21 protein-coding genes are annotated in these 24,388 nt (G+C 32.6%); 11 read left to right on the forward strand and 10 right to left on the reverse strand.

Features of this window, described 5'->3' with window-relative positions:
* Positions 1-54 precede the first annotated feature (54 nt).
* The 3 genes from EAH81_RS24160 (at position 55) to EAH81_RS24175 (ending at position 2,696) form a co-directional block, all read left to right on the forward strand.
* On the forward strand, positions 55-528 hold the full coding sequence (locus tag EAH81_RS24160) for a hypothetical protein (protein ID WP_140511572.1): 474 nt from the start codon (positions 55-57) through the stop codon (positions 526-528).
* 510 nt (positions 529-1,038) lie between these two features.
* Positions 1,039-1,683, forward strand: a complete 645-nt coding sequence (locus tag EAH81_RS24170; RefSeq protein WP_140511574.1) for a hypothetical protein — start codon at positions 1,039-1,041, stop codon at positions 1,681-1,683.
* 407 nt (positions 1,684-2,090) lie between these two features.
* On the forward strand, positions 2,091-2,696 hold the full coding sequence (locus EAH81_RS24175; RefSeq protein ID WP_241676652.1) for a M15 family metallopeptidase: 606 nt from the start codon (positions 2,091-2,093) through the stop codon (positions 2,694-2,696).
* 19 nt (positions 2,697-2,715) lie between these two features.
* Here the strand turns inward: EAH81_RS24175 and EAH81_RS24180 are convergent, their stop codons facing one another.
* The 8 genes from EAH81_RS24180 to tsaD all read right to left on the reverse strand — a co-directional run bounded on the left by EAH81_RS24180 (position 2,716) and on the right by tsaD (position 10,032).
* Positions 2,716-3,282 (reverse strand): hypothetical protein, encoded by a 567-nt coding sequence (locus EAH81_RS24180; protein WP_140511576.1) that lies wholly within the window; start codon positions 3,280-3,282, stop codon positions 2,716-2,718.
* A 2-nt stretch (positions 3,283-3,284) separates the two neighbouring features.
* Entirely contained in the window at positions 3,285-4,463 is a 1,179-nt protein-coding gene (locus EAH81_RS24185; protein WP_140511577.1) for a THUMP-like domain-containing protein, read from the reverse strand.
* A gap of 3 nt (positions 4,464-4,466) precedes the next feature.
* Positions 4,467-5,558, reverse strand: a complete 1,092-nt coding sequence (locus EAH81_RS24190; RefSeq protein WP_140511578.1) for an AI-2E family transporter — start codon at positions 5,556-5,558, stop codon at positions 4,467-4,469.
* Between the two features lie 110 nt (positions 5,559-5,668).
* Positions 5,669-6,622: a zinc metalloprotease gene (locus tag EAH81_RS24195; RefSeq protein ID WP_140511579.1), complete on the reverse strand. Its 954-nt coding sequence runs from the start codon at positions 6,620-6,622 to the stop codon at positions 5,669-5,671.
* A 303-nt stretch (positions 6,623-6,925) separates the two neighbouring features.
* Complete coding sequence (locus EAH81_RS24200) at positions 6,926-7,423, reverse strand: TrmH family RNA methyltransferase (protein ID WP_140511580.1); 498 nt, start codon at positions 7,421-7,423, stop codon at positions 6,926-6,928.
* A 10-nt stretch (positions 7,424-7,433) separates the two neighbouring features.
* Positions 7,434-8,072, reverse strand: a complete 639-nt coding sequence (locus tag EAH81_RS24205; RefSeq protein ID WP_140511581.1) for a DUF4159 domain-containing protein — start codon at positions 8,070-8,072, stop codon at positions 7,434-7,436.
* A gap of 220 nt (positions 8,073-8,292) precedes the next feature.
* The gene (locus tag EAH81_RS24210) at positions 8,293-9,006 is read right to left on the reverse strand and encodes a 16S rRNA (uracil(1498)-N(3))-methyltransferase (RefSeq protein WP_140511582.1); all 714 of its coding nucleotides are present in this window, start codon (positions 9,004-9,006) and stop codon (positions 8,293-8,295) included.
* A 3-nt stretch (positions 9,007-9,009) separates the two neighbouring features.
* Positions 9,010-10,032 carry a tRNA (adenosine(37)-N6)-threonylcarbamoyltransferase complex transferase subunit TsaD gene (gene tsaD, locus EAH81_RS24215; RefSeq protein WP_140511583.1) on the reverse strand — a complete coding sequence of 341 codons (1,023 nt, stop codon included), beginning with the start codon at positions 10,030-10,032 and terminating at the stop codon, positions 9,010-9,012.
* A gap of 208 nt (positions 10,033-10,240) precedes the next feature.
* On the opposite strand from tsaD, the gene EAH81_RS24220 reads away from it, so the two are divergent.
* From EAH81_RS24220 to EAH81_RS24245, 6 genes are all read left to right on the forward strand, one after another.
* Complete coding sequence (locus EAH81_RS24220; protein ID WP_241676649.1) at positions 10,241-14,731, forward strand: translocation/assembly module TamB domain-containing protein; 4,491 nt, start codon at positions 10,241-10,243, stop codon at positions 14,729-14,731.
* 315 nt (positions 14,732-15,046) lie between these two features.
* Positions 15,047-16,033, forward strand: a complete 987-nt coding sequence (gene pfkA / locus EAH81_RS24225; protein ID WP_140511584.1) for a 6-phosphofructokinase — start codon at positions 15,047-15,049, stop codon at positions 16,031-16,033.
* Positions 16,034-16,132: 99 nt separating this feature from the next.
* Positions 16,133-17,137 (forward strand): type I glyceraldehyde-3-phosphate dehydrogenase, encoded by a 1,005-nt coding sequence (gene gap, locus EAH81_RS24230; protein WP_140511585.1) that lies wholly within the window; start codon positions 16,133-16,135, stop codon positions 17,135-17,137.
* Positions 17,138-17,266: 129 nt separating this feature from the next.
* Positions 17,267-18,118 carry an N-acetylglucosamine kinase gene (locus EAH81_RS24235; protein ID WP_140511586.1) on the forward strand — a complete coding sequence of 284 codons (852 nt, stop codon included), beginning with the start codon at positions 17,267-17,269 and terminating at the stop codon, positions 18,116-18,118.
* Between the two features lie 13 nt (positions 18,119-18,131).
* Positions 18,132-18,506 carry a methylglyoxal synthase gene (locus tag EAH81_RS24240; protein ID WP_072959961.1) on the forward strand — a complete coding sequence of 125 codons (375 nt, stop codon included), beginning with the start codon at positions 18,132-18,134 and terminating at the stop codon, positions 18,504-18,506.
* Positions 18,507-18,699: 193 nt separating this feature from the next.
* Positions 18,700-19,086 carry a methylglyoxal synthase gene (locus EAH81_RS24245; protein WP_140511587.1) on the forward strand — a complete coding sequence of 129 codons (387 nt, stop codon included), beginning with the start codon at positions 18,700-18,702 and terminating at the stop codon, positions 19,084-19,086.
* Here EAH81_RS24245 and EAH81_RS24250 read toward each other — a convergent pair.
* Together EAH81_RS24250 and EAH81_RS24255 are read right to left on the reverse strand one after the other, a co-directional pair.
* Positions 19,067-19,447, reverse strand: a complete 381-nt coding sequence (locus EAH81_RS24250) for a RidA family protein (protein ID WP_140511588.1) — start codon at positions 19,445-19,447, stop codon at positions 19,067-19,069. The two genes, EAH81_RS24245 and EAH81_RS24250, sit on opposite strands and share 20 nt — an antisense overlap.
* Positions 19,448-19,470: 23 nt before the next feature.
* Positions 19,471-22,170 (reverse strand): putative LPS assembly protein LptD, encoded by a 2,700-nt coding sequence (locus EAH81_RS24255; RefSeq protein ID WP_170214156.1) that lies wholly within the window; start codon positions 22,168-22,170, stop codon positions 19,471-19,473.
* An 82-nt stretch (positions 22,171-22,252) separates the two neighbouring features.
* On the opposite strand from EAH81_RS24255, the gene EAH81_RS24260 reads away from it, so the two are divergent.
* Positions 22,253-23,371, forward strand: coding sequence for an N-acetylmuramoyl-L-alanine amidase (locus EAH81_RS24260; protein ID WP_140511590.1), 1,119 nt, complete (start codon positions 22,253-22,255; stop codon positions 23,369-23,371).
* Positions 23,372-23,421: 50 nt separating this feature from the next.
* A complete protein-coding gene (locus EAH81_RS24265; protein WP_140511591.1) occupies positions 23,422-24,387 on the forward strand; it encodes an MlaD family protein in 966 nt (321 codons plus the stop codon).
* The last annotated feature ends 1 nt before the right edge of the window (position 24,388 follow it).

Below are 24,388 nucleotides of genomic sequence, written 5' to 3' on the forward strand. Positions count from 1 at the left end.
CTTTAGTTCGTGTTATGATATAAATTTGAAAAACTAAAAACATGAAAAATCCTCATGAGAAATAGAAAAATAAGGAAATATGGATTTTTATTAATATTATCAATTTTGCTTTCTTCATGTAAAACAACTGATCATCAATTTTATTTTGATATTAATAAACAGTCAATAAAAAGTTGTGATAATGAAAGAATAGTTAAATTATTGATTCAGAATGATTCTATTAAGCCAGATGGTTTTTTGTATGAAGGCGGGAAGTTTTTAGTATGGAAAGGTAATCCAAGTTTGGCTCCAGATGAATTCTCCTTTATTAATATTAATAAAGACTTTCATTACTTTGAGGGTAAATCAGCAAAAGATTTTAAATTTAAGTCGAATTGTAAATATACGATCGAGAAATCTGGAGGAGGAAATCCTTCTTTTAAAATAAGGATTTTGACTGATTCTTTGGGAAAAGTATATAAAACAACTCATCCTACATGTGGATTAAAAAGTTTAGAAGAAGATGGGTATGTAAATGTACCGAATTAGGAATAATACGAGACAAATCAAATGAAAAAAAACTACCTCAAAATACTATTAATCCTAATTAATACAAGCATAATATTTTGTGTTAATTTTAAAATAGAAACCGATTTGTCTTATCATTCCGGAAAAGATGGCGGAATGTTAACAGGTCTGCAAATGATTGTAATTTTGAGTTCCATCTATTTTTTGGTTTTGAGCAAAAGAAATAAGATTATTTTCTTATTTGTTGGTTTTATGATTGGAGTTCTGTCATTTCTGATTAGCTATTTTGTGGCATATGGTTTTTTAAATTACGATGATATTTATTGTTATCTTTTTGCAATGATAATTTTTATTGTATCATTTCATTTAATTGAAAGAAGGCGCGAAACATGGAAAAAATTAAAAGTTAATGATATAAATAATTGAGAACTATTGAGATATATCGCGAATTATTTATGTTTGATTTTTCTTATGTTTTTGTTGTATAGTAAAATTAAATTCAATTACATTTACTGTTAATATATTTAAAAAATGAAGAAAATAATTTTAGTTGTAATAGTCTTTTTATTTGCAACTGTAGGACATGCCAAATACAATAAAGCAGTTTTGTATATGGAAGACGGATCAATTAAAAAAGGTCTTGCTGAAATGGTTGAAAGTGATGATTCTAAAGTGCATTTCAAAACAGATGAAGAAGCAAAAAAGGAAAAAATTGCAAGTACAGACATTAAAAAAATCGAGTATGCATCATCTGATGATACTAAGTATATAGCCGAAAGATTATACGCAACAACAGCCAACCTTTTGACAGGTAAATTTTCGAGATCTAAGAAAAAGCTTTGGTTTTATATTATTTATGACAAAGATGTGAAAATTGGAGGCATCAGTGCCGAAGGCAGCAGAAGACCAAATGCAGGCGGAACAAGTACCGTTGTTACTTTTGCAAATACAGCCTATTATTTTGGTAAAAAAAACAGTGAAGAATTGGTTTTTGGCAATGCAACCACAGCGTCAATGGGTTTCGCTATAGGAACAGATTCGTTAATTAGAAAAATGTCCAAAGAAGCTTTTGCAGATTGTCCTAAATTGATTGATGCAATCGCAAAAGAAAACTTCAAAAACGGAGATGTTTTGAATCAATTGAAAACACTTTTCGAAAAATATAAATGTAAATAAACATTTAAAAACACATACAACGAACCCACTCCAATTGAAGTGGGTTTTGTTTTTTATTAACGATAAATTTAAAAATTGCAAAAGAGAATTTTGTGCTTAAAAAGCCTTTGGGTATAATTAGTTTTAATGCATAGAAACATAGGTGCTGCACGCTCAAAAAAGGCATTTTACTTTTTTAAAAGGCCCAGAGTTCAGCTATGTGTGAGAAACATGTTTCTTTTTACACACTTTTTACAGATCCAAAATCTATGTTTCTATGTGTTAATTGAAATTTTAGTAATTAGAATCAACGGAGCACTTAAAAAATTAAATAGGAGATTGTTTTTTTTTGTAATTTCATTTCTCAAATTGTACGACTCATGAACCAATTCATCAAATCCCTATTTTTTGTAGTCCCTTTTTTTTGGATGACTTTCTCTAATGCGCAAAACGAAGTTCATACGGAGGAAGTTAAGCAGGAAATTGCCGACACTACTTTTGTAAACTTAAAAGATTACAGCCAGGATTTTGTGTATGACATGAAATATGCTACCGAGGATAATTTCCTGAAAGCCAAAGTTTATGATTGTGCCGAATGTTTATTGCGTTATAAAACGGTACAGGCATTAATTGCGGCTAACAAAGAATTTATGAAGCAAGGCTGCAAAATAAAACTGTTTGATTGTTACCGACCTTTATCTATTCAGAAAAAAATGTGGGAGATTGTTTCGAATCCGGAGTATGTTGCAGATCCAAAAAAAGGCTCCATCCACAATAGAGGAGGAGCCGTAGATATTACTGTAGTAAATGCTCAGGGAGAAGAACTTGAAATGGGAACTCCTTTTGATTTTTTTGGTATTCAGGCGAGTCATAATTATAAAAAACTTCCAATATCAGTGCGCGCAAACAGAAAGTATCTTAAAAGCGTAATGATACAAAGCGGTTTTAATTCATTTGATTCAGAATGGTGGCATTATAATTTAAAAACAGGTTTGAATGATAAAGTTTCCAATCAAAAATGGGATTGTAATTAAAAAACGGAATTAGAAGTAATTATTCAACACATCTTATGTTGTCTATAAAATAAGTATTCGGATGATACACTTTACCGGTTAATTCAGATGTTAAATCAGCTCTTACGATATAATCTTCAACATCTGTCAGGTATTTTATTCTCATAATAGAAACCGGCGATTTCTTTAATTCTTCATAATTATCTTTCATGAACATAAAATATCCGGTGTTTACACGGTTATCATAACCTTTGTCATCATGAATAAGAGTTCCGCAATTCTCTTGATTAACGTGAATTAAAGTAACAATTTTACCGTTTTCTAATTGTAAAAACACTTTTGAGTTTTTGTCAAAACAGTTCGCTTTTATAAAGTCTTTACTTTTTTGAATCAATTGCAGGTTGAGGGTTGGTAAACCATCAGTTTGAGCCAATGAAAAGAAAACATAATTAAATGTTCCTCCAAAGTTTTTCTCACTGATTAAGTATTCGTTTGTGATTTTGTAAGTACCGATAGAATCGGTTACGTTAGCGCTGTATTCGCATGGTTTTTGGGCAAATGCAGTAAGGGTTAATAGAAAAAAGGTTAGCGTAATTAGTTGTTTCATTTTTAAGTTATTTTTCTGCAAATTAAAACTATTTTGTTATCATTTTTATCTGTTGTAAAAAAACAATACAAATTTCCGCCATTTTTTATTTTCCATTTTTTTCGAATGTTTTCTACTGTGTCCGGAAAGTTTCGCGTAGTAAGGTTTGCCTGCTGATTTGCGAGTTCCGTTTTCATCTCATTTTTGCTGTACGGAATGACTTTTTGGATTTCGAAAGTTCTTCCCGGAAAGTCAATTAATTCGTCAGAAGTATATAAATGAGAATGTTTGTGCAATTTATGGATGTCAAAAACAACGCTTACTTCATCAAAACCACCAGATTTCATAATGGCGGAATTGGGTTCGTAAACATATTTTTGAGGTAAATGATAAAATGGAAAAACAGAATCACCCAAAACAAATTCGAAAGTTTCTGTTTTTTGTTTTAAAATATTGGCAGTTTTAATCGTGATTTCGCCCTGATAATGATTGTGAATTTCAAAAAGCAATTCTTTTACTTCATTTTCAAGCGCAATAATATGAATGTTTTTAACGAATTTAAGTTCAGATAATCCTGCAGAAATATCCAGCAAAGGAGCTGTTTTGATTAAAATAGAATCTGTTTTTTCAAAATAAAAATCTAAAGATTCCTGCACATTTGGTAAACAATCTTTCAGCATGAAAACTTTGCCTTTTGCATCATTCCTACGGGAAGGATCAATGTAAATCCAATCCCATTTTTGATTTGATTCTTTCAAAACATTGGCAGAATCATCTGCATAACAAACACAATTTCCGACTTTAAGCTGTTCAAAATTATGTTTTACGATTGCAGATAAATCTTCGTTTATTTCGCAATGTGCAATGTTCTTAAACTTTTTAGAAAAATAATAATCATCAACACCAAAACCTCCCGTAAGATCAATTAAGGATTCTCCCGAAATTAAAGAGGCTTTGTAAGCTGCCGTTTTTTCGGATGAGGTTTGTTCAACAGATATTTTACTTGGATAAATAATGTTTTCCGTGGCAAACCAAGTGGGTAATTTATCTTTTGCTTTAGACTTTGCTTCAATCTGATTTAAAATCAAAATCCAGTCTGTTTCAGGAAACGGATTTTTCTGAAGTGCTAATTTTGTAATCGGGGCACCACTATTTTGAGTTATAAAATCCTGAATATTTTGGCTTAAAATAGAAGTATTCAATGTTTAAATTCTTTCGGTTAATACGGAGACAATTTTGTTGTTAGGAAAAAATTCTTTCAAAATTACTTTCACCATTGTAAATACGGGAATTGCAATAATCATTCCGACGATCCCAAAAGTAATTCCACTGATTAAAGTAATCAAGAATATTTCCAGCGGGTGCGAATTTACACTTTTTGATGAAATTATAGGCTGACTAATATTATTATCAATTGCCTGAACCAGTAAAAAGCCAATGATTACATATATAGTTGTGGGAAGAATTTCAGTTCTGAAATCACTTCCAATTAAACTGATCATCGTTAAAATTCCTGCCAGGATAGTTCCGATAATTGGACCTATGTATGGAATAATGTTTAAAATGGCACATAAAAACGCGATTACAAAAGCATTTTTATTTCCGAAAATGATTAAAACAATAAAATAAAGAATAAAAACAACAGTTAATTGAAGTAATAATCCAATAAAATAGCGTGTCAAAAAGTGATTTATCTTAGTAATTGAGTTCAAAATTTTGTCTTCATTTGTATCCGGAAGAATTTTTCTGGCGCTTACTTTAAATGCGTCCTGATCTTTGATAAAGAAAAAAGTAATAAAAAAGACAGAAACCAATCCCATTCCCATATCGGCCATAAAGCCAAAAATAGAATTTAGAAAAGCGGTAAAATAACTAAAATCCAATAAGGAAGTCACTTTTGGATTCTTCAAAACTTTATCAAAATCGACATGCTGAATATTGAAATAAGTTTCTATACCCTTTTCACTTTCAATGAATTGCTGTTGTAAATGATTGGTATCTAATAAGGATAAATTATTGGCCTGGGAAATGATTAGCGGAACAAATAATAAAATAAAACCAACAATTGCAAGTATAAAAATAATCAGGGCAGTTGTTGCCGCGAGAGAATTGTTGAATTTTAATTTATTTCTTAAAAATTGAACTAAAGGATTGGCTATCAGACATAATATCAACGAAACACACAAATAAACAATTACGGTTTGTATTTCGTACAAAAAGTACAAAACGACGGCAATAACTAAGATTGTTGCGAGAGCTCTTAAGATTCCGTTTGAAATAATTTTTGATGTTATCATGTTTCGATTTTAGATTATAAATATAGGAAAAAGCTTTTAAAACTTTCATTGAAACAAAAAAAAGCGAGATGAATACATCTCGCTTTTAAATTTGCTATCTTGATTTCTTTTTAGATTCCAAAAGCAGCTCTTGGACCTCCGGAAAGGAATATTGCAGCCATTCTTGCTTTTTGACCATTTGAGAACATGTACATTGCGTTGTCGTCAACATAATCCATGTAATTCATTGTCATTTCTACAGGAGTTCCTGAACAAGTACTGTAGTGAGGGTAAGCTGGTACACCATAGTTTTCAGCATTGTGCGTTGGAGTATCAGATACTAAATCGCTTCCGCAAGTTGCATCTCCCCAAATGTGACGTAAATTCATCCAGTGACCTACTTCGTGAGTAGCAGTTCTTCCTAAATTGTAAGGAGCAGCTGCAGAACCTGATAAACCAAAATATTTAGAATCAATTACAACTCCGTCAGTAGCAGAAGCTCCTCCAGGAAATTGTGCATAACCTAATATTCCGCCACCAATTGCGCAAGCCCATAAGTTAAGTTTTGTAGTTGGCGAAGTTGGTGCAAGACCACCTTGAGCCGTTTTTTTCATGGCGTCATTAGTTCCCCATGAAGTTTTTGTAGTTGATTTTCTGATGATTTGGTCTAATACAAAAGAAATACCAACATTAGCTTTAACACCGGCAAAAAGAGCTGGTACGCTGCCAAAATCTGAGTTTAATGCATTGAAATCTTTGTTAAGGACATCAATTTGAGATTGGATTTGTGCGTCAGAAATGTTTTGCGCAGCAGTTTTGTACAATACATTTACAACAACCGGAATTTGAACTTTGCCATTTACAAGTTTTCCGGTAAGCATTGCTTTGTTAGTGTAAGCTTCAATTTCATTCATTCTGATCGCTAACATAGGATCAGCTCTTAATTGAGCTTCGAGTACTTCTTGTGTGGCACATCCACGACGAGCAGTTGATGCACTTGTTTCTGAGCCAGCTGCTTCAGATTGGTCATTTTGACAAGAAAACAGCACTAACGCTGTGAATGCGGTAATAAGAACTTTTTTCATAATAATTTGGATTTTTGTTATAAAAAATTACATTTGGTTAATTATGTGACAATTTTATAACAAAAACATGTTGTAGCAAAACTTTTACAATAAAATAATTGTGAGAATTTTACAATCCCTTGTATAATCTAGTTCCTACAAAAAAGTTAAAGTTATTTTTAAGATGTTTTTTCTTACTTATTGTTTTTGAGCGCACTTTAACGATGTTATTTGTCTTTAATCTAGGGTTTTAAATATTTCTGTTAAATTCTATCCAGAATCGGTTCAGATTTTAGTTAATTGTTTTGTAATATTTTAACAAATTCACAAAGCAGTAATCTCGTACAATGCTATACTTGCAGCTTGCACAACATTCATACTTGAGTTTTTTCCAAACATATTTATGTGCAAAATTTGGTTCGAAATTTTCAAAAGTTCATCTGAAATCCCATCAATTTCACTTCCCAGTAAAAGTGCAATTTTTTGATTTTCAGGAATAACAACTTCTTTTAGAGGTTTACTATTGCTTGCAATTTCCAAAGCAATAATTTCAAAGTTATTTTGAAGTAAGTAATCAACAAGCTCATTTGTTTGTTCGATTACAGTATGAGGCACGTGAAGATGTGTGCTTCTTGAAGTTTTGTTTATTTTACGGGGTGTGAGCGGAATATCTTTTCCTAAAAAGATGATGTTTTCGACCCCAAAAGCTTCAGCAATTCTAAAGAGAGAACCAATATTTTGTTGAAAATAAATGTGATCACAAACTAATGTTATCGGAAATGTTTTTCTCTGAAATTGATTTTCTTCGTGAGTAAGCTGCACTTTTTTAAGTTTAATTGGTAAAAATATAATTGATAATATTGGCGCCCATTTTTAAGGCTTTTTCTCTAACTGCCAACGGATCATTATGAACTTCGGGATCTTCCCAGCCGTCGCCTAAGTCACATTCATACGTATATAATAAAACAAGTTTATTGTCTACAAAAATCCCAAAAGCCTGCGCTCGCGTTCCATCATGCTCGTGAATTTTGGGTAATCCGTTTGGAAAAGGAAACGGTTTTTGAAAAATGGGATGATTTGCCGGAAGTTCGATTAAATTATTATTTGGGAATATTTTCTTTATTTCTTTTCGAATATATTGATCCATTCCGTAATTGTCATCAATATGAAGAAATCCTCCACCGTTTAAGTAATTTCGAAGATTAGTAACATCAGAATCGCTAAAAACCACATTTCCATGTCCCGTCATATGTACAAAAGGATACGAAAGCAAGTCAGGATTACTTGGCTCAACTGTAGATGGTTTTGGTTTTATTCTAGTATTTATATTCGCATTACAAAACTTAATTAAGTTTGGTAATGAGGTTGGATTTGCATACCAATCGCCGCCACCGCTGTATTTTAGCAAAGCAATTTCTTGCGAAAATGAAGAAACGGAAACCAGTAAAAACAGAAAGAATATTTTTTTCATATAATTTTATTTTTTTTGTCATCTCGACGAAGGAGAGATCACACTATCCCGAAGCTTCGGGACGCACAGATAAATCGCCAATCTTTATCGAATCCCGCGTGTGATCTCTCGTTCCTCGAGATGACAAGATTGTGTTTAATGATTGCTGATCCGAACTTTTGTCATTTCGACGAAGGAGAAATCACACTAGAAATGACAAAGCTAATCTTGAAATAATATTTTAACTCGAAATCTCATTAAAAAACACCACACTATGACACGCTACAACAGCAGCCGTTTCAGTTCGTAAACGTGTATTCCCTAACATGACCGGTTGAAAATTATTTTCTAAAGCCAATGCAATTTCTTTTTCAGAGAAATCGCCTTCGGGACCAATTAAAAGCGTTACGTTTTCATTTGGTTTCAAAACATCTTTCAATGATTTCTTATCCGTTTCTTCGCAATGTGCGATTAATTGTAAACCGTCATTTTTTTGCTTGATGAATTCCTTAAACGAAATTGCCTCATTTAATTTTGGCAAATATGTTTCGTTAGATTGTTTCATTGCCGAAAGTATAATCTTTTCAAAACGCTCCATATTAATCACTTTTCGTTCAGAACGATCACAAATAATAGGCGTAATTTCCTGAATTCCAATTTCAGTAGCTTTTTCCAGAAACCATTCAAAACGATCGTTCATTTTGGTTGGAGCAACCGCAAGATGCAAACGAAATTTAGGCTCAGGAGTTTTTTTTATCGAAAGTACATTGACAATACATTTGTTATCTGAAGCCAGCGTGATTTCAGTTTCAAATAATAATCCCAAACCATTTGTAACGTGTAGAATATCCGAATCTTTTTTTCGTAAAACCTTTATAATATGGCGGCTTTCTTCTTTATCAAAAGAAAAAGTTTCGGTCGTTTCGTCAATATCAGGATTGTAAAATAATTGCATAATTTAAAATTGAATTCGCGCTTTAGAAACGACTGCAGAAGTTTCGAAACGACTTGATAAATATTTTTGATATCCCACAATTCCAATCATTGCGGCGTTATCTGTTGTGTATTCGAATTTTGGAACGAATGTTTTCCAGCCGTATTTGGCTTCACTTTCTTTCAATCGGGTTCTAATTCCTGAATTTGCCGAAACTCCGCCACCAATCGCAATTTGTGTGATTCCGGTCTCTTTTACGGCTAATTTCAGTTTATCCATCAGGATTTCGATAATCGTATATTGTATAGAAGCACAAATATCATTCAGATTTTCCTCGATGAAATTTGGATTTTTTAATTTTTCCTTCTGAATAAAATAAAGAATTGCCGTTTTTAATCCGGAGAAACTAAAATCTAATCCCGGAACTTTAGGTTTTGTAAAAGCAAAGGCTTTTGGGTTTCCTAATTTTGCATGTTTATCAATTAATGGTCCGCCCGGATAAGGAAGTCCGAGGATTTTGGCACTTTTATCAAAAGCTTCACCAACGGCATCGTCAGTGGTTTCGCCAATGATTTCCATATCAAAAAAACCATTTACTTTTACGATTTGAGTATGACCGCCACTAATTGTTAAGGCCAAAAACGGAAATTCAGGTTTATCAAAACCTTCTTCGTCTATAAAATGAGCCAAAATATGGGCATGCATATGATTGACCGCAATTAGCGGAATTTTTAGGGCTAATGACAACGATTTGCTAAAAGAACTTCCCACTAACAAAGATCCCATTAAACCTGGACCTTGCGTAAATGCAATGGCTGTTAACTGTTCTTTTTGTATATTTGCTTTACGAAGTGCCGCGTCAATTACAGGAACAATATTTTGCTGATGTGCTCTTGAAGCTAATTCAGGAACAACACCGCCATATTGATTGTGAATAAGCTGATTGGCAACAACATTTGACAGTACTTTATCGTTATGTAAAACCGCGGCGGCAGTATCATCGCAGGAACTTTCGATGGCAAGAATAAAAACCTCTGAATTTTGCATATAAAGGCACGAATTTTGAATTATATTTGACAAATCAAATTATTAATTTTCTTTGACTTGTAAGGAGAAGCCAAAATTAAAGAATTTTTATCAAAAACAGTCGTTCTTTGTCTGTCCAAAGTAAATTTAAAAGAAAACTAAAATAAAAGCAGCTATCAAAAAAGTAAAGAAAATAGTATCCAGAACCCTAATTGGGTTAATCTTACTTTTGTTGGCACTCGCTATCATCTTGTCTTTGCCTGTGGTTCAGACCAAAATTGCCAATTACATTACCGCTTCCTTAAACAAAGATTTTAATGTGCATATTACTGTCGAAAGGACGGCAATAAATATATTTGGTGGTGTTAAGCTAAAGAAAGTTTTAATTTTAGACCATCATAAAAAGACAATGATCTACTCTGACATTGTTGCAACTGATATTTTGGGGTTAAAAAGATTGCTGGATGGAGATCTTATTTTTGGGGATATTCGTTTGACAGGTTTGATTTTTAACTTAAAAACATACAAGAATGAGCACGAGAACAATCTTAATGTGTTTATTAAAGCCTTCGAGAAAGGTCCGGAATCTCCAAAATCAAGCAAACATTTTTTATTAACGGCAAAAAACGCCTATATCGACAGAGGTGCTTTTTCTGTTGTGGATGAAAATAAAACAACACCAAAATTTCTTGATTTTAAAAAATTAAACGCATATATCAGCGATTTTAAATTGTACGGTCCTGATGTTAATACCATAATACACAGGTTCTCATTTTTAGACCATCGTGGATTGTATGTTTCCAATTTTACAGGGAAATTCAGTTATACCAAAAAGCAAATCAAAGTTGAAAGTCTGGCTATAAAAACCAAAAGATCATGGATTTATGGTAAAGCCATTTTGAATTATAAAATTGAGGATTTCTTAGATTTTACAGACAAAGTAAAGTTTAATGTTGCATTGGATTCTGCTTCAATTGCTTCAAATGATATTCGTTATTTTTATGACGGATTAGGCAAAAATCAACATTTTAGAGTAAGATCCAAGATAAGAGGAACGCTTAATAATCTTAATTTAAGACATCTTAAACTTACCGATACTAATGGTTCTAAGATTGCGGGAACTATTAATTTCAGAAATCTTTTAGGAAGCAAAACTCAAAAGTTTTCTATGGAAGGAAAGTTTGATAAACTAGTTTCCAGTTATGATAATCTGGTTGTTTTACTGCCAAATGTTTTAGGAAAAAAGCTTCCGAAAGAACTGCAAAGAATTGGAAAATTTAATATTGTTGGAAAAGCAAAAGTTTCCACAACAGATCTGGAGACGGAGTTCAAAATGATAACCGATCTGGGTAATGGTGAGGCGAAGATTCATATGAATAATATGGACTTTATTGATAAAGCGTCGTATTCCGGAAATGTGATTTTGGACAATTTTAATATTGGAGCTTTATTGAAACGAAAGGATATTGGCAAAGTAACCCTAAATCTGGATGTTGATGGTGTTGGTTTTACAGAGAAATATCTGAATACGATTATAAAAGGAGATATTGCAAAATTAGATTATAATAAATACACCTATAATAATATTGTTGTAAACGGTAATTTCAAATTGCCCTATTATAAAGGACAGGTTTCTATAAATGATCCAAACTTAAATTTGACATTCGACGGTTTGGTTGATTTAAGTAAAAGAGAAAGCAAGTATGATTTTCATATAAATGTTGAAAATGCCGATTTGCGAAAACTGAAATTTGTCGATGATTCGATTTCTTCTTTTACTGGAGATGCGGTTGTGGAATTAACCGGAAATTCGATCGAAAATCTTCAGGGAAATGTCTATATTAAAGACGCTGTTTATCAAAATCCAAAATCAACTTATGCCTTTGATGAAGTAACTGTCAGTTCTAATTTTGATGCAGATCGATTGCGAACAATTACCATTAATTCGACCGATGTTGTAAACGGAAAAATTGTAGGTAAGTTTCAGTTTGCACAATTAGATAAGCTGGTTATGAACTCGGTAGGAAGTTTGTACACCAATTATAAACCTTATAAAGTTCAAAAAGGTCAGTTTTTAAATTTTAATTTCCATGTTTACGACAAGGTTGTCGAAATGTTGTATCCGGAAGTTAATATTGATTCGTCGACTGTAATGCGCGGTAAAATCGATTCAGATCTTCAGGAATTTAAGTTTAAGTTTAAATCTCAAAAAATTACTGCGGCAAAAAATACCTTTGATAATATTCGAATCAATATTGATAATAAAAACACGCTTTATAATGCTTATGTGGAACTTGATAGTATCAAAACACCTTATTATAAGGTAAGGGATTTTAGTTTGATTAATGTTACTGCAAAAGATACGCTCTTTGTTCGTTCAGAATTTAAAGGAGGAGAAAAAGGCGAGGATTATTATAATCTGAATTTATTTCACACCATTGATAAAAATAAAAATAATATCGTTGGGATTAAGAAATCTGAGATGAAGTTTAAAGATTATTTGTGGTATTTGAATGAAGACGAAGAAAAAGATAATCAGATTGTTTTTGATCAGTTTTTCAAGAATTTCACTATAGATAATATTGTTCTGTCACATGAAAATCAAAAGATTGATTTGAACGGTATAATAAAAGGTACGGATTATAAAGATGTTGTGCTGAATTTTGAAGATGTCGATATTAATAAAATCACGCCATTTAATTCCAAGTTTGTATTCAACGGTAACTTAAATGGTAAGGTCAATTATAAGCAGAATAAAAATGTTTATCAACCCACGGCTTCAATTGTCATTGATCATCTTAATTTGAATAAAACAGAATTGGGAACGTTGAATTTTGATATTGCGGGCGATGAAAGCTTTAAAAAGTTTACGGTAAATTCTTCGATTCAAAATGGTTTTACAGAATCATTTAGAGCCAATGGAACTTTTGCAATAGAAAACAAGGAAACTCTTTTGGATCTGAATTTAAAACTCGAAGGATTTAATCTGGCGACTTTAGGATCAGTTGGCGGCGATGTTTTATCAAATGTGAGAGGAAGCGTTTCCGGAAATGCTGCGGTTGTAGGTAATCTTAAGAAACCGGAGATCAATGGTCGTTTATATGTAGAAAAGGCAGGAATGACAATTCCGTATCTTAATACTGATTATGAGTTGAGCGATCGAACCGTAATTGACTTAACCGATGAAAAGTTTTTGTTTAGAAACAATCAATTAACGGATACTAAATACGGAACCAAAGGATTGCTGAATGGAAGTATCGAACACCATAATTTTGCAGATTGGAAATTAGATCTTACCATTACTTCAAAACGTTTATTGGCGCTTGATACAAAAGATAGTGAAGATGCGGCTTATTTTGGAACCGCATTTATAAATGGTACGGCAAGCATAAAAGGTCCGACAGATGGTTTATTTATTAAGGTAGATGCTAAATCTGAAAAAGGTACCGAAGTTAAGATTCCTATTAATAATGCGCAAAGTGTTGGAGAAAGCAGTTGGATTCATTTTGTTACACCAAAAGAGAAATACAATCTGGCAAATGGTATTGTCGAGAAAACCAGAAACTATAACGGACTTGAACTGGAGTTTGATTTTGATATTACACCGGATGCAGAGGTGGAAGTAATTCTGGATAGAAATTCCGGACACGGTATGAAAGGAAAAGGTTACGGATCGTTATTGTTTAAAATTAATACACTAGGTAAGTTTAATATGTGGGGAGATTTCCAGGCATACGAAGGAACTTATAACTTTAAATACGGAGGTTTAATCGATAAAAAATTCACGGTTAAAAAAGGTGGATCTATTATTTGGGAAGGAAATCCACTGAAGGCGCAGCTTAATTTGGAAGCTGTTTATAAAACATCGGCAAATCCGGCTGTATTATTAGACAACACTTCATCATTCAATAAAAAAGTTCCTGTAGAAGTTGTGATTGGTTTAAGAGGAGATTTAACGAGTCCTGAGCCTAATTTTGATATTCAGTTTCCATCTGTGAGTAATGTTCTTAAATCTGAGATACAATATAAGTTAGATGATAAAGATATTCGTCAGACGCAAGCATTGTATTTGTTATCTACAGGTTCGTTTATGAGTACAGACGGATTTAGCCAGGGCGATTTGTCAGGAACATTAACAGAAACTGCATCTAGTTTATTAGGAGGCATTATAAAATCGGATAACGATAAAGTAAATATTGACTTAAATTATATTTCTGCAGATAAAAGATTGGGGCAGGAAGCAGATGGTCAGTTTGTGGCTAATATATCATCACAGGTAAATGAGAGAATTACAATCAATGGTAAGTTAGGAGTTCCGGTAGGAGGTGTTAATGAATCTGCGATTGTGGGTGATATCGAAATCCTTTATAGAGTTAATGAAGACGGATCTATGAACCTTCGTTTGTTTAACAAAGAAAATGATATCAATTACGTTGGGCAGGGAATTGGTTATACACAAGGTGTGGGTATCTCTTATGAAGTAGATTTTGATACTTTTAGTGAATTGGTAAATAAAATATTTAAAGATCATAAACTCGAACGCGCTATAAAAAGCTCTAATAATGATTTGCAGGATTCTAATCTAAATCCTGATTTTGTAAATTTCACTAATAAAAAAGACGCCAATAAGGATAAGAAGAAAACAGACAAAAAAGAAGAGGAAAAGAAACCGCCGCCACAAAACAATAATGAAGGTCTGATTCCTGATAATGACTTCTAATCTTATTGATTTTGTTAAAAATATGTTGATATAAAACCATTCGTTACATCGAATGGTTTTTTTATGCTAAATTTAGAGATTCAAAAAAATATTTCCAATTTTATAAAGGACTGATTTTTATAACACTTCATTTATGTATTGTTAATTTTAAACATTTAATTAAAATAATAGCCTTTTATTATTTTAAATGAATTTTTTACTATCGAAAAACTTATTAACGAAAACGTTTGAATTTAACATATTTTATTAATTTATTATAAACATAACCCGTAAAGTGGTGAATGTTTGCTAATTTTACACTTTAATACTTAAATAATGCCAAAAACAATAAAAAAAGTTGGTGTTCTAACATCGGGAGGTGACTCACCTGGAATGAATGCCGCGATTCGATCAGTTGTTCGAACATGTGCTTATCATAATATAGAATGCATAGGAATTTATAGAGGGTATCAAGGAATGATCGAAGGAGATTTCAAAGAAATGGGACCTCGAAGCGTAAATAATATTGTAAACAAAGGAGGAACGATCTTAAAATCGGCTCGTTCTGTTGAGTTTAGAACCCCGGAAGGCCGTAAAAAAGCTCACGATAACCTTGTGAAAGCGGGAGTAGACGCTCTTGTTGTCATTGGAGGAGACGGAAGTTTTACCGGAGGTTTGATTTTTAATTCAGAGTATAATTTTCCAGTAATGGGAATCCCCGGTACGATTGATAATGATATTTTTGGTACAACTCATACATTAGGTTATGATACTGCTTTGAATACTGTAGTAGATTGTATCGATAAAATTAGAGACACTGCAAGTTCTCATAACCGTCTGTTTTTTGTAGAGGTTATGGGTAGAGATGCCGGACATATTGCTCTTAATGCCGGAATTGGTGCTGGTGCCGAAGAAATTCTTATTCCTGAAGAAGATTTAGGTCTGGATAGATTATTAGATTCTCTTCAAAAAAGTAAAGCTTCAGGAAAATCATCAAGTATAGTAGTTATCGCAGAAGGTGATAAAATTGGTAAAAACGTTTTCGAATTAAAAGATTACGTTGAAGCTAACTTGCCTGAATATGACGTAAGAGTTTCTGTTTTAGGACACATGCAGCGTGGTGGATCTCCATCTTGTTTTGACCGTGTTCTTGCAAGCCGTTTAGGTGTAAAAGCAGTAGAATCTTTAATTGAAGGTAAATCGAACTATATGGTAGGTTTACGCGAAGATAAAGTGGCTTTGACTCCATTAGAGCAAGCAATTAAAGGTAAATCTGAAATTGATAGAGAATTGTTGAGAGTGTCAGACATCATGTCTACATAACATATACATACAAAAGTTTAAAAAAGGAATGAAGTTTATTGTGAGGAAATTAGACTTTAATATTAGTGTAATAAAAACAAAAGCAAAAAATTAAGTAAAATGTCAAAAGTAAAATTAGGAATAAACGGATTTGGACGTATCGGAAGAATCGTTTTTAGAGAATCTTTCAATAGAGATAATGTAGAAGTAGTAGCAATCAACGATTTATTAGATGTAGATCACTTGGCTTACTTATTAAAATATGATTCAGTTCACGGTCGTTTCAACGGAACTGTAGAAGTTAAAGAAGGAAAACTTTACGTAAACGGAAGAAATATCCGTATTACTGCTGAAAGAAATCCAGCTGACTTAAAATGGAACGAAGTTGATGTGGATGTAGTTGCAGAATGTACTGGTATCTTCACAACTATCGAAACTGCAAATGAGCACATTAAAGGTGGTGCTAAAAAAGTAATTATTTCTGCTCCGTCTGCAGATGCTCCAATGTTTGTAATGGGTGTAAACCATGAAACTGCAAAAGCTACTGATTTAGTAGTTTCTAATGCTTCTTGTACTACAAACTGTTTAGCTCCTCTTGCTAAAGTTATTCACGATAACTTCGAAATTGTTGAAGCTTTAATGACAACTGTTCACGCAACAACTTCAACTCAAATGACTGCTGACGGACCGTCTAGAAAAGACTGGAGAGGTGGACGTGCTGCTTCAATTAATATCATTCCTTCTTCTACAGGAGCTGCTAAAGCTGTTGGAAAAGTAATTCCTTCTTTGAATGGAAAATTAACTGGAATGTCTTTCCGTGTTCCTACTGCTGACGTTTCTGTAGTAGATTTAACTGTAAAAGTTGCAAAAGAAACTACTTACGAAGAAATCCTTGCTGTATTGAAAAAAGCTTCTGAAACTGACATGAAAGGTATCTTAGGATATACTGAAGATGCTGTTGTTTCTCAAGATTTCATTTCTGACAAAAGAACTTCAATTGTTGATGCAACTGCAGGAATTGGTTTAAATTCAACTTTCTTCAAATTCGTATCTTGGTACGATAATGAGTACGGATACTCTAGTAAATTAATTGATTTATCTGTGCATATCGCAGGTTTAAAATAATAATATATAATTTTACAAAATCCCGTTATTTCAAAGTAACGGGATTTTCTCATTTTGTTACTTCTTTAATTAATGTAAAAAACACACTTATAAGTAGTTAAAGAACAACTAATCCAAAAACTAAATAAAATGAAATTAATAGTTGATAGTGGATCTACTAAAGCCGATTGGATTGCAATTGATGATAATGGAAAAGTATTATTCACAACACAAACTTTAGGATTAAACCCTGAAATTCTTGATGGTCCTGAAATTATCACCAGATTGAATGATCGTTTTGATATTCTGCAAAATAAAAAAAACGCCACTCATTTGTTCTTTTACGGAGCAGGTTGTGGAACTGACAGAATGAAACTAGCTTTGTCTCAAATCTTTCAGGAATACTTTTCTAACGCAATTGTAGACGTTCAGGAAGATACTTATGCTGCTGTTTATGCAACTACTCCAAAAGGAGAAGAAGCAATTGTAAGTATATTAGGAACCGGATCTAACTGTAGTTATTTTGATGGAAAAGTATTGCATCAAAAAGTACAATCATTAGGATATATTGCAATGGATGATTGTAGTGGAAATGTTTTTGGAAAAGAATTAATCAGAAAATATTATTTTAATAAAATGCCTAAGGAATTGGCAGTTGAATTTGAAAAAGAATACAACTTAGATCCTGATTTTATCAAAAATAAATTATACAAAGAACCAAATCCAAATGCGTATTTAGCGACATTTGCAAAGTTCTTAATCAAACATAAAGACACTGAATTTTGTAGAAAAATCATCTTCAAAGGAATGAAATCTTTTGTAAAAAATTACATCAAACAATTTGATAATTGCAAAGAAGTTCCCGTACATTTTGTGGGTTCTATTGCATTTTATTTAAAAGATGAATTACAAGAAACATTTGATAAATATGAACTTCAATTAGGAAATGTTTTAAGAAGACCTATCGATGGATTAATTGCTTATCATGTTGCTAATCAATAAATAAAAGTAAATGATGGAAATTGCTATTATAGCTCACGACGGTAAGAAGGCAGATATGGTTCAGTTTTTGAATAAAAACAAAACGCTTCTTCTTCAGGAAAATATTAAGTTGATCGCTACAGGAACTACTGGAAGTAAGGCTGTAAATGCCGGTTTTAAGGTAAAAAGAATGCTTTCAGGACCAATGGGAGGTGACGCACAGATTGCTGCGCGTGTAGCCGAAGGTAAAACACAGATGGTTTTCTTTTTTAAAGATCCTCTGGCAAGTCATGCTCATGAAGTCGATATTAATATGCTTATTCGTGTGTGCGATGTACATAATGTACCTTTAGCAACAAATGAAGCTTCTGCTCAATTGTTATTAAATGCTGTCGCATTGCAATTATAAAATTTCAATTCATTTAAATTATATATAACCGTTTCATTTAATGAAACGGTTTTTTTATTGCTTCTAAAATCGCAAAAATGATTTATTTGTAGCCTTTTTTTGCTGTTTTGCTAAATGTTTGATATCCATTATCTTATATTTAATCTACTTGCTTTTTTTAAAGTACATTTGAGTACTTATTTATTATTTAATCATGAAAAAACAAACTTCAATTGCAATAATTGCTCATGATAATAAAAAAGCAGATATGATTCAGTTTTTAATTAAAAACGGAATTACACTGCAGCATGATAAAGTAAAACTTATTGCAACAGGATTATTAGGAAGAAATGCGGAAAAATCGGGGTTTAAAGTAAAAAAAATGCTGCCGTGTTCAATGGGCGGGGATGCTCAAATTGCTTCTAAAGTAGCGGAAGGTAAAATTAATGTGGTTTTTATGTTTACAGATCCTTTAGTAACCAACGCTCATGAAGTCGATATTAAGATGCTTGTCAGGATATGTGATGTTCATAATGTGCCGTTGGCAACAAATGAAGCAACGGCACAATTATTTTTAAACGCTATTGTACAGCGATTATAGAAATCTCTACATTGACATTTTTAGGTAAACAGGCTACCTGAACGGTTTCACGTGCCGGAGCAGTTTTCTCATTAAAAAAGGATCCGTAAACGGTATTTATTGCGGCAAAATTATTCATATCCATAATAAATATAGTTGCCTTTACCACGTTTTCAAAAGTCATGTTGGCAGCTTCCAAAATGGCTGCAATATTTTCCATTACTTGTTTAGTTTCATCATTGATGTTATCAGTAACAAGTTCTCCTGAAGCTGGATTGATAGCAATTTGACCGGAAGCATAAAGTGTATTTCCGGATAATACGGCTTGATTATAAGGTCCAATTGGCGCTGGAGCTTTTTCAGTAAAGATGATTTTTTTCATAACAAATTATTTTATTCGGTAAATTATCGATTTAATGTACTTCGTTTATTCCATTTGATATCACTAAGCATTCCGGATTTAATTCCAATGAAGAAGTTCCAGTTAGCGTTTGGTCCCAATGGAGACCAGTTAAATGCCATTCTCCAGCTTAATAAATCTCTTTCAAAACGGAATTGAGTAAATGTAACTCCCTTTTGTACAAAATCGTAACCCGTCGAAACTCCACCTTTCCATTTTGGCGTAATATCCATGTTGACAGATACCATGACAGAGTTTCCGGAAATTTTATTTTCTCTTTGAAGGTTTGTGTACGTTAAAGAATAAGCCAATGTCATGTCCCAGGGGATTTTTGACTTAAAGAATTCGCTAATTACGTCTTTGTCATCATCTTTTTCATTTGCAAATTGGCTGTTTCGGGGATCCGTTAAATCAGTATTGGTACCAAATAAATCATCTTTTCGACCACCATTCCGCTGACTCTGAACGTTCTTGTCGTCTTTTGTGCCTTTATTCGAGAACGAGTAGTTTAAGGTTAGATTGGCATTTGTCATTCTGAATAAACTTCCTCCGTTGTCGATATTATAAGTACCAATTCTTTTGTTATTGTTATCTAACGCATAAGGATCTAAAGTAGCCCCAAAATTGACATTCATTTTATTTTGTAAAAGCTGTGTTCCACCGCTAATAAGTAGGGGTTGCCAGGCTAAAACATCTTTTCCGTTAGCATTAAAATTATAATTGGTACTAAAGTTTAAGTTGTTTAGCAACATTACCTTTTTAGGTTCTGTTTTTGTGCTGTCACGATCTCTTACTTTGGCCTCAAAAGTATTGCTTAAAGCAAAAGCCACAATGTTTGAATTGTCCTTTCCCGGAGCACCAAATATACCTCCTTCAAATCTTGTATATTGATCTGTAAGTCTTCCTGAAGCATCTACAGAATAGTTGTCATAGTATTTTTCAAAACTTGGGGTATAAGAATAACTAATTGTTGGACGCATGACGTGACGAATCGATTGAATTCTTTTGTCGCTTCCAAAATTAAATGTTCCATATATAGTGGTTCCTAAACTTGAAGTAAAATTATATGTTCTAAAAGAGTCAAAACCGTCAACAACTGTATTTACAACTTTACCCTGATCTACATTATAATTTTTGTCTATAGTTTTGGTAACCCATGTTTCCTGATAATTAGTAGCTGCCGTTGCACTAAAGTATTTGAACACTTTAAAGTTAGTACTCAACGGAATAGTGTGCTGCATTCCTATTTGGGCATCTCTAAACATTTGAGGTTTAAAAAACAAAGAATCGGTTGTTTTGATATTGTTTTTACCGCTCAGGTTGTATTGCAGGTTAATGTTTTTTATAAAACCTTTCTTTACACCATCTTTTCCAACAAAAGGATAAACACGGTCAATACTTGCCTGTAAAGTAGGTAAAGTCATGATGATCTCTTCCGTTTGTGTGTTTTGTTGATGCGTTGCCGATAATGAAAAACGAGCTTGCGGAATCGTACTAAAAGTCTTGCTGTAAGATATAGAGGAACTTAAAGTATTGTTTAGACTCGAACCTATATTAGCCTGATTGATGGATTGCTTAAAATATTTACTACTACCCATATTTACCGAAGCAGTAAAGCTGGAGGTAGGACTTGATTTAGTATCTCGCGAATGTGACCACTGAATGTTGTAAATATTCTGTTTGCTATAATCCGGATAACCACGTTCGCTGTTAATTAGGTTTTCAAAACGAATATTAACATTTCCACGGTATTTGTATCTTTTGGCATATGCCGATTCAAATCGCATGGCGTAACTTCCATTTGTATAATAATCGCCCAGAACTGTTAAATCGTAATTTTCGCTTAAAGCAAAATAGTACCCCATGTTTTGAAGTGAAAAACCTCTGGTATTCGAGTCGTTGTAACTTGGAATAATAATACCGGAAACGCTCTTTTCCTGACTCATAGGAAAATAAGCAAAAGGCAATGCAAGCGGCGTAGGTACATCAGCAATAACCATGTTGGTTAAACCTGTAATAACTTTCTTGCCGGGTATAAATTTTACCTTACTGGTCTGGAAATAATATTCGGGATTGTCAATGTCTGCTGCTGTTGTAAAGCGGGCATTTTTTAAAAAGTAAACGGAATCATTTTCTTTTTTAGTAACGGCGGCCTTTATTTTGAACTCACCTTGTTCTGTTCTGGAATTAAAGATTAAAGCTTTTTTTGTCTTAAAATTAAAACGGATAGAATCGGGCTGAACTTCGCTTGAACCTTGTTTAAAATTTGGATATTGTGACAAAACTCCGGCAGAATCTTTTATTCTTCCGGCATAAACTTCGTCTTTTTCGTAATTTAAGACTATTATACCAGATTTTAATTCGACATCTTTATAATATAATTCCGCTTCATTATATAAAGTAATCAATTTTTTCTTCTGATCAATTTTCGCGTAATCTTTAGCTCTGTACTTAACTTTCCCATCAAGAAAAGTCTTTTTAGGTCTAACAGTATCCAGTTTTATAGTGTCAGTAACAGCAGTTGCTGGTTTATCTGTTTGTTTTACAGTTGCTAACGGCTTCTTTTTGTTTTTTATCTCTTGCGAATATAATTTACCACTTCCTATTGTTAGGAAAATTGATAATAAAACGATATTAAATAAGTTTGTATGCAAAGGTTTAAATGCTATTTTTGTAAAATTATGGCTTGTTTTTTGACATGTCAAACTTACATATAATTTTTTGTCAAAAATAATCAATTGTAAAAATTATAGCAGTTGCGTTTTATTAAAATTAACTTTTAGATTTATGAATAGATTTAACAAAATTAAGGTAATATTTACTTTTTTTCTAACGATAATGTCATTTTGTGCTTATAGTCAGTCAAATGTATTTAAGGTAACTCTTGATGCAGGACATGGAGATCACGATTTTGGAGCGGTTTATAGCGGACGAATTGAAAAAAATATTGCTTTGGCTATTGTACTAAAAGTTGGAAAAATTTTAGAACTTAACCCAAATGTTGATGTTATTTATACTCGTAAAACAGATGTTTTTATCGATTTGGTAGAAAGAGCGAACATTGCGAACCGTGCAAATTCTAATATTTTTGTTTCGATACACTGTAATGCAAACAAAAATACAGCCGCAGACGGAACGGAAACTTATGTAATGGGTTTAAGTAAAACAGCCTCGAATCTGGAAGCAGCGAAAAAAGAGAACTCGGTAATTACTTTAGAGAAAGATTATAAACGTAAATACGAAGGTTTTGATCCAAATTCTCCGGAATCTATGATTGGAATAACTTTAATGCAGGAAGAATATTTAGACAATAGTATTTCTTTGGCAAGTAAAATTGAAGATAATTTCGAGGAACTTGGAAAAAAAATAAGACAAGGCGGAGTTAAGCAAGCGCCATTTATGGTATTGCATAAAGCTTATATGCCAAGAGTATTGGTTGAAACAGGATTTGTTTCGAATCCCACAGAAGGAAATGTTTTAAATTCAGATGAAGGTCAGGACGAAATTGCAAAAGCAATTGCTGAAGCTATTTTGGGGTATAAAAGAGAATATTTTGGTTCCGGTGCTCCTGAAATTGCAGAAGCCAGACCAGCGAAAGATACCACTCCTACAAAACCTAAAGCTGTTGAAGCGGCAGTAAAAAATGCTCCAAAAGGAATATTCTTTAAAGTACAACTAATTGCCAGCATCAAAAAGACACCATTAGAGCCTAAAAACTTTAAAGGACTAAAAAATGTAACGATGCTTTACGAAAATAATATTTACAAATATTTCTATCAGGAAACATCAGATTATGAAGCTGCCAAAAAATATTTGCAAGAAGCTAAAGACAAAGGATATGGCGCTTCTTTTTTAATTGCAAATAAAGACGGAGAAAAAATCAATATCCAAGACGCCATTAAATAATAGTCTTTAGTTCGAATATTTATATTAATTTTGTAGAAACACTTAGAATTTTGAAACTAACAAGAGAAATTAAAACGGCTATTTTAGTCATCGCGTCAATTTTATTATTTATTTGGGGCTATAGTTTTTTAAAAGGCAAAGACCTTTTTACAAATTACAAAACATTATATGTAGAATATAATAATGTGGAGGATTTGTCAGCATCAGCACCCGTTACCATAAACGGACTTACAATTGGTAAAGTAAGTAAGATCACAATTAATGAAGTAACTGGTAAATTATTGGTTGAGCTTCAGCTAAAAACAGATTTTCCAATCTCAAAATCAAGCCAGGCAGCTTTGTATTCTCCAAGTTTAATTGGAGGGAAACAAATCAAGATTATTCCTAATCTTGCAGACAAAGAACTAGTTGAAGATGGACAAACGTTAATACCGGCAGTTGAGTTGGGATTAACAGAGTCTTTGGGAGGTAAAATTGAGCCAATTCAGCAAAAATTAGATTTAATGCTTGCCAATATTAATACATTGGTTTCAGGATTAAACAATGTCTTAGACAAAAAAGGACAGGAAAATTTAAAGAAATCATTGGCAGAATTGAGTCAGACAATGGAGCAATTTCACAGAGCGTCAGGAAGTCTTAATTCTATTTTAGATACTAATAAAGGACAAATTAATGGAGTTGTAACCAACTTTAATAAAATGTCAAGTAACTTTAATAAGATATCGGATTCTTTGAATAAAGCTGATTTAGGAAAAACAGTTAGAAACCTAAACCAGACTTTGGCAAAAGTGGATAATTTGATGAGTAACTTAAACTCAGGAAAAGGTACTGCCGGTAAATTATTAAGTGATGATGCTTTATATAATAACTTGTCTAAAACTTCAAAAGAGTTAGAGTTGTTGTTACAAGACGTTCGTCTTTACCCAACACGATATGTAAATGTTTCTCTTTTTGGAAAGAAAAACAAACCATATGTGGCACCAACAGAAGACGCTAACACAACTACTAAAAATTAAT

The sequence above is a fragment of the Flavobacterium pectinovorum genome (assembly GCF_006438875.1).
Lineage (GTDB): Bacteria > Bacteroidota > Bacteroidia > Flavobacteriales > Flavobacteriaceae > Flavobacterium > Flavobacterium pectinovorum_A.

What these genes read in the sequence shown, in the direction of transcription:
- EAH81_RS24160 (WP_140511572.1), top strand. Translation starts at nt 55, where the DNA reads ATGAGAAATAGAAAAATAAGGAAATATGGATTTTTATTAATATTATCA.
- EAH81_RS24170 (WP_140511574.1), top strand. Translation starts at nt 1,039, where the DNA reads ATGAAGAAAATAATTTTAGTTGTAATAGTCTTTTTATTTGCAACTGTA.
- EAH81_RS24175 (WP_241676652.1), top strand. Translation starts at nt 2,091, where the DNA reads ATGACTTTCTCTAATGCGCAAAACGAAGTTCATACGGAGGAAGTTAAG.
- EAH81_RS24180 (WP_140511576.1), bottom strand. Translation starts at nt 3,282, where the DNA reads ATGAAACAACTAATTACGCTAACCTTTTTTCTATTAACCCTTACTGCA.
- EAH81_RS24190 (WP_140511578.1), bottom strand. Translation starts at nt 5,558, where the DNA reads ATGATAACATCAAAAATTATTTCAAACGGAATCTTAAGAGCTCTCGCA.
- EAH81_RS24195 (WP_140511579.1), bottom strand. Translation starts at nt 6,622, where the DNA reads ATGAAAAAAGTTCTTATTACCGCATTCACAGCGTTAGTGCTGTTTTCT.
- EAH81_RS24205 (WP_140511581.1), bottom strand. Translation starts at nt 8,072, where the DNA reads ATGAAAAAAATATTCTTTCTGTTTTTACTGGTTTCCGTTTCTTCATTT.
- EAH81_RS24210 (WP_140511582.1), bottom strand. Translation starts at nt 9,006, where the DNA reads ATGCAATTATTTTACAATCCTGATATTGACGAAACGACCGAAACTTTT.
- tsaD (WP_140511583.1), bottom strand. Translation starts at nt 10,032, where the DNA reads ATGCAAAATTCAGAGGTTTTTATTCTTGCCATCGAAAGTTCCTGCGAT.
- pfkA (WP_140511584.1), top strand. Translation starts at nt 15,047, where the DNA reads ATGCCAAAAACAATAAAAAAAGTTGGTGTTCTAACATCGGGAGGTGAC.
- gap (WP_140511585.1), top strand. Translation starts at nt 16,133, where the DNA reads ATGTCAAAAGTAAAATTAGGAATAAACGGATTTGGACGTATCGGAAGA.
- EAH81_RS24235 (WP_140511586.1), top strand. Translation starts at nt 17,267, where the DNA reads ATGAAATTAATAGTTGATAGTGGATCTACTAAAGCCGATTGGATTGCA.
- EAH81_RS24240 (WP_072959961.1), top strand. Translation starts at nt 18,132, where the DNA reads ATGGAAATTGCTATTATAGCTCACGACGGTAAGAAGGCAGATATGGTT.
- EAH81_RS24245 (WP_140511587.1), top strand. Translation starts at nt 18,700, where the DNA reads ATGAAAAAACAAACTTCAATTGCAATAATTGCTCATGATAATAAAAAA.
- EAH81_RS24250 (WP_140511588.1), bottom strand. Translation starts at nt 19,447, where the DNA reads ATGAAAAAAATCATCTTTACTGAAAAAGCTCCAGCGCCAATTGGACCT.
- EAH81_RS24260 (WP_140511590.1), top strand. Translation starts at nt 22,253, where the DNA reads ATGAATAGATTTAACAAAATTAAGGTAATATTTACTTTTTTTCTAACG.